5 protein-coding genes are annotated in these 8,048 nt (G+C 63.4%); 3 read left to right on the forward strand and 2 right to left on the reverse strand.

Annotation, left to right across the window (positions count from 1 at the left end):
* Positions 1-22: 22 nt before the first annotated feature.
* Together KHO33_RS39920 and KHO33_RS39925 are read right to left on the reverse strand one after the other, a co-directional pair.
* Positions 23-1,387, reverse strand: coding sequence for an ATP-binding protein (locus tag KHO33_RS39920; protein ID WP_200568185.1), 1,365 nt, complete (start codon positions 1,385-1,387; stop codon positions 23-25).
* Entirely contained in the window at positions 1,387-2,046 is a 660-nt protein-coding gene (locus KHO33_RS39925; RefSeq protein ID WP_054043002.1) for a response regulator, read from the reverse strand. Before KHO33_RS39925 ends, KHO33_RS39920 begins: the two co-directional genes overlap by 1 nt.
* Positions 2,047-2,249: 203 nt before the next feature.
* Between KHO33_RS39925 and KHO33_RS39930 the strand changes: the two genes are divergently transcribed.
* Genes KHO33_RS39930 through KHO33_RS39940 form a run of 3 tightly spaced genes read left to right on the forward strand, consistent with a single transcriptional unit; the run spans position 2,250 to position 7,820 of the window.
* Positions 2,250-3,656 (forward strand): TolC family protein, encoded by a 1,407-nt coding sequence (locus KHO33_RS39930; RefSeq protein WP_407946221.1) that lies wholly within the window; start codon positions 2,250-2,252, stop codon positions 3,654-3,656.
* Entirely contained in the window at positions 3,646-4,773 is a 1,128-nt protein-coding gene (locus KHO33_RS39935; RefSeq protein WP_200568186.1) for an efflux RND transporter periplasmic adaptor subunit, read from the forward strand. Before KHO33_RS39930 ends, KHO33_RS39935 begins: the two co-directional genes overlap by 11 nt.
* Entirely contained in the window at positions 4,770-7,820 is a 3,051-nt protein-coding gene (locus KHO33_RS39940) for an efflux RND transporter permease subunit (RefSeq protein WP_200568187.1), read from the forward strand. Before KHO33_RS39935 ends, KHO33_RS39940 begins: the two co-directional genes overlap by 4 nt.
* The last annotated feature ends 228 nt before the right edge of the window (positions 7,821-8,048 follow it).

Here is an 8,048-nt window from a genome sequence, read left to right on the forward strand (position 1 = left end):
TTTTTGCCACCGAGGTAAAAAATTAGCTTTTAACCGCCAAAGGCACCGTCACCTCAACCGCCGTCAGGCCAGAAACCGACACGCACAAACCCGGCCGGCCGGCGTTGTTGCGCAGGGAAAGCTGCAGTTGATGCCGTGCGGCGATCCGCGCCACAATCGCCAACCCAAGTCCGCTGCCCTCGCCCTTCGCGTCTTCTCCGCGATAAAAGCGGTCGAAAACCCGCTCAATCTCAGCCTCCGGGATCCCGGACCCGCTGTCCACGACGTCGAACCCCACGCACTCGCCCGACCGTTTCAGAATCACGTCGACGCGCCCACCCCGCGGCGTATGCCGGATCGCATTGTTGATCAGGTTGCCCAACAGGACACTCATCCCGTGCGGCTCGGCCAGCACTGTATAGACATCGTAGTTCGCGCGAGCGTCTTCGCACTCGAGCCCGAGATCGATCTCCTTCGTCTCCGCGAGAAGCGAAAAATCGCCGACGACCTGCTCGCCGATCCGGCGCAAACTCACTGGCACCATCGACGTCACCGGATGCGCATCCTCACGCGCCAGCGTCAACAACTGCTGCACCAGGTGAATGATCCGGTTGACCCGTCCCTCGACGCGCTCCAGCGTTTGCCCCTCGCCCTTTAGCGAGCCGTCACGGGAGGCTGCCTGCAATTGCAGCTTCAGCGCCGCGAGCGGCGAGCGCAACTCGTGCGCGGCGTCGGCGATAAACGTACGCTGCGCCTGCGAAGCAACGTTCAGACGTTGTAGAAGATCGTTGAGCGCTTGTACCAGCGGCTTGATTTCGACCGGCACGCTGCCGTCCAGATGCAGGGGCTCCAGCGAATCGAGCGAACGGGTGGTCAGTGCGCGCGTCAGCCCGCCGATCGGCGCCAGCCCCCTTGCCACCACCAGCAGCACCAGCAGGATCGTCACCGGCACCAGCACGCCGAGCGGCCACAGCGTATGCAGCGCCAGTTGCAACGCAAGGTCTTCGCGCACGGAGATCGGTTGCGCAACCTGGATATAACGGTCGCGCTGTTCCAACCCGAATGCGCGCCAGTGACTCTCGCCGCGCTCGACCGTGCTGAAACCCGCAGGCAAACGCGAGAATACCGGCGACTGCATCGAGTGATAAATGAGCTTGCCGGAGCGGTCCCAGATTTCGATCACGACCCGGTCGTCGGCCAGATCGCCGAGGTCGGGATTGCGATGCTCGCCGTCACCCGCACCGGACAGATTCGACGGCAACGACAACGCCACGGTACGCAGCTCGTAGTCGAACAGTTCGCCCGCTTCTTCGCGCGCGGTGTGAAAAATGCCGAAGCCGGCCACGGCCGAGGCCGCGGCCAGCCCGAAAATCAGCCAGCCCAGCAGCCAGCGGCGAATCGACGTCATCAGCACCTCTTCAGACGGTAGCCCACGCCGCGCACGGTCACCACCTGCTCCGCGCCAATCTTGCGCCGCAAGCTGTGCACGTGCACTTCGATGGTGTTGCTGCCCACCTCCTCACCCCAGCCGTATAGCTTCTCTTCCAGCTCAGGCTTGGTGAACACGCGCGTGGGCTCCTCGATCAATGCCTGCAGCAAGGCGAATTCGCGCGGCACGAGCGGCAGCAGTTCGCCGCCTTTGGTGACTTCGTGTGCCGCGGGATCGAGTGTGAGCTCGCCGTGTGCATAGACGGGCTGCTTTTGCCCGGTGCGCCGCCGCAAGAGCGCGCGCACGCGCGCGGCCAGCTCGTCGAGGTCGAATGGTTTGATCAGGTAATCGTCGGCGCCCGCATCGAGGCCGCGAATCCGGTCGTCGACTGCGTCGCGCGCGGTCAGGATGATCACCGGCGCGGCGCCGCCGCTCTTGCGATACGCATTGAGCACGTCGATACCGTCCTTCTTCGGCAGGCCGAGATCGAGCAGCACGAGGTCGTACACGCCGTTGCCCAGCGACAGTTCCGCCGCGCGGCCGTCTTCGGCCCAGTCGATTGCGTAGCCCGAGCGGCGCATCGCGCCCAGCACCGTCTCCGCAATCATGTCGTCGTCTTCGACCAGTAGCAGACGCATGGCCTCTCCTCTCTCCAGTTTGCCCGCATTGTCCGGCCCTTTAGCTTAACGCTTCCTTATGCCTCCCTTATGGGACGCTTAGGCGACGCTGAAGCGAGGCTTAATGTCCGTTAAGCGTTCCTTAAGCACCGCGTCAGCAGAATCGGCACCTGGTTAGCGACATCCGCTCGCGGCTGTCTCCCCTTTTGTTCAGGAGCCGGATTTTGCCCGTTTTCAACGCCGCCACAGCGGCACGGTTGCGCGTGCTCGTGCCGATCTGCGTGATGCTGCTCGGCGGCTGCACGTGGTATCACCGCGAGCCGCTCGCACCGCAGGATACGTCGACCTCGGCCCGCTCGCTCGAACGCATCCAGATCGATCCGTCCACCATGCCGCTGCCTGAACTGGCCGCGCATCGCTTCGATCCCTCCGACGGGCTCGACATCGACGAAGTCGCGATGCTCGCAGTGGCGAACAATCCCGACCTGAAGCTGGCCCGTGACGATCTCGGCATCGCCCGGGCTCAGGCTTATTCAGCCGGGCTACTGCCCGACCCGCAACTGAGCGTATCGAGCGATTACCCGGGCGCAGCCGGCGCCACGCGTGCGTTCAATTACGGCCTGAGCATCGACGTGATGGCGATCGTGCTACGCAGCGCCAACAAACAATCCGCCGACGCGACGGTCGCCAAAACCGATCTGGGCCTGCTGTGGCAGGAATGGCAGATCGTCGCTCAGGCGCGGCAGCTGTTCATCAAGACGCGCTTCCAGCAGGACACGCTGCCGTTGTTGCAACAGCAGCGCGACCTCGCCCGCACGCGCTACGAGCGCATGGCCGAAGCGCATCGCGACGGCAATCTCACCGACGACACGCTGACCGCCGCGCTCACCGCCTACAGCGATGCACGCAAGCAATACACCGACGCCGAACGCGCCGCGGAACAGACGCACCACGATCTGAACGCGCTGCTAGGCCTCTCGCCGGAGGTGCAGTTGCAACTCACCGGCAGCGAAGAAGCGACCGAACTGCCCAACGCGACGCTCGACGCAGCGCTGGCCAAACTCGCACAGCGCCGTCCGGACCTGATCGCGTTGCAGGCGGGCTACGAAGCGCAGGAGCAGAAATACCGTGCGGCGATTCTCAGCCAGTTTCCGAGTCTTTCCGTGGGCTTCGTGCGCGCGCGGGACACCTCGAACATCTACACCAGCGGTTTCCAGATCAATCTGAGTTTGCCGATCTTCAATCGCAATCAAGGCAACGTCGCGATCGAAAAAGCGACGCGTCAGCGTCTGCGCGACGAGTATCAGTCGCGCCTGAATCAGGCTTATGCTGATGTCGCTCATATGCGTGCGGACAGCGTGATTCTCACGCGACAGTTGCAGCAGACCGAGGCCGCACTGCCCGACGTCGACCTCGCCGCGCAGCATGCGGCGGCGGCCTATGCGCAGCACAATCTCGTGCTCGGTGCCTACACCGATGCAGAAAACGCCGCGCTCACCAAACGTGTGGACGTCGCCACACTGCGCGAATCGCTCGCCGAACAACGCGTCGGTTTGCAGGCGTTGCTGGGCAGCGCGATCCCCGACGCCTTTTCCTCTGCTCAGAACTTCACCGACACTCATGCGAAATAGCCCACTTGCGGCGCGGCGACCGCGCATCACCGCGTATGCGATTTCTCTCGTCTGCGCTGCGCTGGTGAGCATCGGCGCGCATGCGGCCGATGCGGCTAGTGCGTCCACTGGCGACGATGCGCCTGACCAAGCCGTCGTATCCGTGCAAACCGTACGGGTGCAGCGCGCCGTCATCGCGCAACCGGTCCGCGCGTATGGCATCGTCGCGGCGTCCGCGTCGAATCTGACCACGGTTAACCTGCCTTACCTCGCGCGTATCGTGCAGATGCGCGTGCAAGCCGGACAGAGCGTGACGCGCGGCACGCCGCTTTTCGTGGTGCAGGCCGACCCTGCCGCAGTACTCGCCGCGACCCAGGCGAAAAGCGCGGTGACGCTGGCGCAAGGCGAACTGGCGCGCACGCAGTCGCTGTACGACAAAGGGCTTGCCACGCAATCGCAACTCGCCACGGCCCGCAAGGCTGCCGAAGACGCGCAGCAGGCGCTCGCGGCGCAAAACCAGACGGGTGTCGCGAGCGGCAACAAGATCATCGCGGCGCCGATCGACGGCGTGATTTTGCAGGTGTCAGCCGCACAGGGCGATCAGGTGCAGCCGGGCGCTGCGGTCCTGCAGCTGGCGGGTGGTAACGGCAAGGATGCGCGCGCGAATGTGATGCTTGGCGTCGAACCGTCGGACGTCCCTGCTATCCATGCCGGCGACATGGTCACGCTGCACGGCCTGTCCACCTCGCTCGCCAAGGCCGCGGCGGACGGCCACGTGGTGCTGGTCGGAGCATCGATCGATCAGCAAAGCCAGCTCGTCAATGTCGGCGCGAACGTCCCGCTCGGGCAGAGCGCATTCATTCCTGGCACGCGTGTCAGCGCCGATATCGCGACGCGCAGCGGCACGCATTGGGTCGTGCCGCGTGCCGCCGTGCTGAAAGACGACAAAGGCGCGTACGTGTTCCAGATCACGCCGCAAAACAAGGCACGTCGCGTGGCCGTGGTCCCGCAGATCGAGAACGGCGACCGCTACGGCGTGGACGGCCCGATCGACGCTGCTGAGGGCCTCGTCGTCAGCGGCAACTATGAATTGAAGGACGGCATGGCGGTGCGGGCCGACGGAGGCGCGCCGCGATGAATTTCGGTCAATGGATGCAGAAGCACCGGCGCTCGCTGCTGTTCGTGATCGCGCTGCTGGCGATCGCGGGCGCGCTGACCGCGTTTCGTTTGCCGATCTCGCTGTTCCCGAACGTCGCGTTTCCACGCGCCGTCGTCTCGCTCGACGCGGGCGACCGCCCGGCTGAACAGATGGCCACACTGGTCACGATGCCCGTCGAAGAGGCGCTGCGACGCGTGCCGAATGTCCGCGACGTTGAATCGACTACGAGCCGCGGGTCGGCGGAAATCTCGATCAATTTCGACTGGGGCACCGACATGGCGCAAGCCACGTTGCAGGCGCAGTCGGCCATCAGCGAGATCCTCGCGACGCTGCCGCAAGGCACCTCGATGCAGGTGCGGCGCATGGACCCGACCGTGTTCCCGGTGCTCGCGTATAGCCTGACGTCGAAACAGCAATCGCTGTCGGCGCTGCGTGATCTTGCGCAGTTCCAGATGCGGCCGTTGTTGTCGTCAGTCGAGGGCGTGGCGCGCGTCGAAGTGACGGGTGGCGCGCAGGACGAATTCGAAGTCGCGATCGATCCGGCGCGCCTTGCCGCCTACAAGATCTCGCTCCCGGATGTGTCGAAAGCGATCGGCGCGAGCAACGTGCTGATGGCCACGGGCCGCATCGAAGATCACTACAAGCTGTACCTCGTGATTGCCAACACCACGATCACGCAACTCGATGAACTGCGCAACGTGGTGGTGTCGGCCAACGGCGCAACACAAATCCGCCTTGGCGACATCGCGACGGTCCGCCAGGGTGTCGTGCCGCAATGGATGCGTGTCACCGCCGACGACCAGGACGCCGTGCTGCTCAACGTCTACCAGCAGCCGGGCGCGAACAGCGTGGCGATGGCCAAGGCGATCCGTGCGAAGCTCGCTGACTTCCAGCATCAGATGCCGGTGGGCGTGCATCTCTCGAACTGGTACGACCAGAGCGAACTGGTAATCGCCTCGGCGACCAGCGTGCGCGACGCGATCATGATCGGCGTGGTACTGGCCGCCTTCACGCTGTTTGCCTTCCTGCGCAACTGGAAGATCACCGCGATTGCGGTCGCGCTGGTGCCGGTCGTGATGGCCGCGACGATCCTGCTGCTCGACGTATTCGGCATGGGCTTCAACATCATGACGCTCGGCGGCATGGCGGCTGCAGTCGGCCTCGTGATCGACGACGCCATCGTGATGATCGAACACATCGTGCGGCGCATGCGCGAAGGCGGAGCGCACAAGTTCCATGGCCGCGTGATGGCGGCGGCGCTTGAATTCACGCGGCCGCTTGCCGGCTCGTCGGCGGCGACGCTGATCATTTTCGTGCCGCTCGCGTTTTTGTCGGGCGTGACGGGCGCGTTCTTCAAGGCGCTCTCGGTGACGATGGCAAGCGCCCTGTTCATTTCGTTTCTCGTCACGTGGCTCGCGGTGCCGATACTGTGCGACCGCTGGCTGAAGCCGAAGGATGCCGAGGAACACAAGGAAACCCGCTTCGCTTCGTGGATGAACCGCCGCTACGGCTTTGTGATCGAGCGCGTCACGGCACGCCCGGTTCTCGTGCTGCTCGGCCTGGTGCCGCTGATCGTGGTGGCCGCGTTCGCGTTCACACGTGTAGGCAGCGGCTTCATGCCGAGCATGGACGAAGGCGGCTTCGTGCTCGACTATCACACCGAGCCGGGCACGTCCGTCACGGAAACCGACCGCTTGATGAAGCAGATCGAGGGCATCATCCGTGCGAATCCGAACGTTGCAACTTACTCGCGCCGCACCGGCGCCGGTCTCGGCGGCGACCTGAACGAGCCCAACAAGGGTGACTTCTTCGTGCGATTGAAATCGACTGGCCGCGAGCCGATCGAAACGGTGATGGAAGAAATCCGTTCGAAGATCGAAACGCAGGTGCCCGGCGTGAACATTGAACTCGCGCAACTGATGGAAGACCTGATCGGCGACCTGACCGCGGTGCCGCAGCCGGTGCAGATAAAAATCTATTCCGACGACCAGAACACGCTCGACACCACCGCACGCAAGGTTGCCGCACAGATCGGCAAGATTCAGGGCGTGGTGGACGTGAACGACGGTATCAATCCGGCGGGCGACGCACTCGAATTGCACATCCGCCCGGAGGCCGCGGCCGCCGAGGGCATGGACCCGCAGTCGATTGCGCAGGCCGTGTCCGACATGGTGGAAGGCAACGTTGCCACGCAATTCCAGACCGGACCGAAGACGGTAGGCGTGCGGGTACGCGTGGCGGGCGCACTGAAGCTCACCGATACGCAACTGGGGCTGTTGCAGATTCGCGCACCGGACGGCCATCTGTTCGCGTTGAACCGTGTTGCTGATCAGGTGACGGTGACGGGCCAGCCGGAGATCAGCCGCGACAACCTCAAGCGCATGGTGGCGGTGACGGCGCGCATCGATGGCCGTGATCTGGGCTCGACGATCGCGGATGTGCAGAAGGCGCTGAGCGACAAGAGCTTGTTGCCGACCGGCGTGTATTACGAACTGGGTGGCTTGTACCAGCAACAGCAGATTGCATTCAAGGGTTTGTTGACCGTGTTTGGCGCTGCGATTGCGTTGGTGTTTGGGTTGCTGCTGTTTTTGTACGAGCGTTTCCGGGTTGCGCTGGCGGTGATGGCGATGCCTTTGCTGGCCGCCGGTGCGGTGTTTATCGGGTTGTGGATTACCGGTATCGAGTTGAACATCTCCGCGATGATGGGGATGACGATGATTATCGGTATCGTGACCGAGGTGGCGATTTTTTATGTATCGGAGTTGCAGGGGTTGGTACGGGATGAAGGTATGGGGGTTGAGGAGGCGCTGATCGCGGCTGGGAGGAATCGGTTGCGGCCGATTGCCATGACCACTATTGCGGCTATTTTGGCGCTGCTGCCGCTTGCTTTTGCCCTTGGCCAGGGGGCTGCTATGCAGCAGCCTTTGGCGGTTGCTATTATTTCTGGGTTGATTGTGCAGTTGCCGTTGGTGTTGGTTTTGTTGCCGGTTTTGTTGAAGTTGTTGATGAAGAAGGGCCCCATGTAATGGGGAGGTTTTTGCCTTCGCGGCACTTTTTGGCCGTGTTCTTGGGGCTTTGGCCTTTCCTTGATTTGCTAGTGGTCTATTAGCGTTCCCCCTGTGCGGGGGGGCACCTACTTTTCTTGAACCTGTCCGCATTTTTGTGTGCGAGGCGGTTGGCGGAGTTACCCGCGTGCGTTGGTAAAACGCTCTCCAAACAGAATAGCGAACTGGTTCATGGCGGAGGACCAGTCG

The organism is Paraburkholderia nemoris (genome assembly GCF_905221015.1).
GTDB lineage: Bacteria > Pseudomonadota > Gammaproteobacteria > Burkholderiales > Burkholderiaceae > Paraburkholderia > Paraburkholderia nemoris.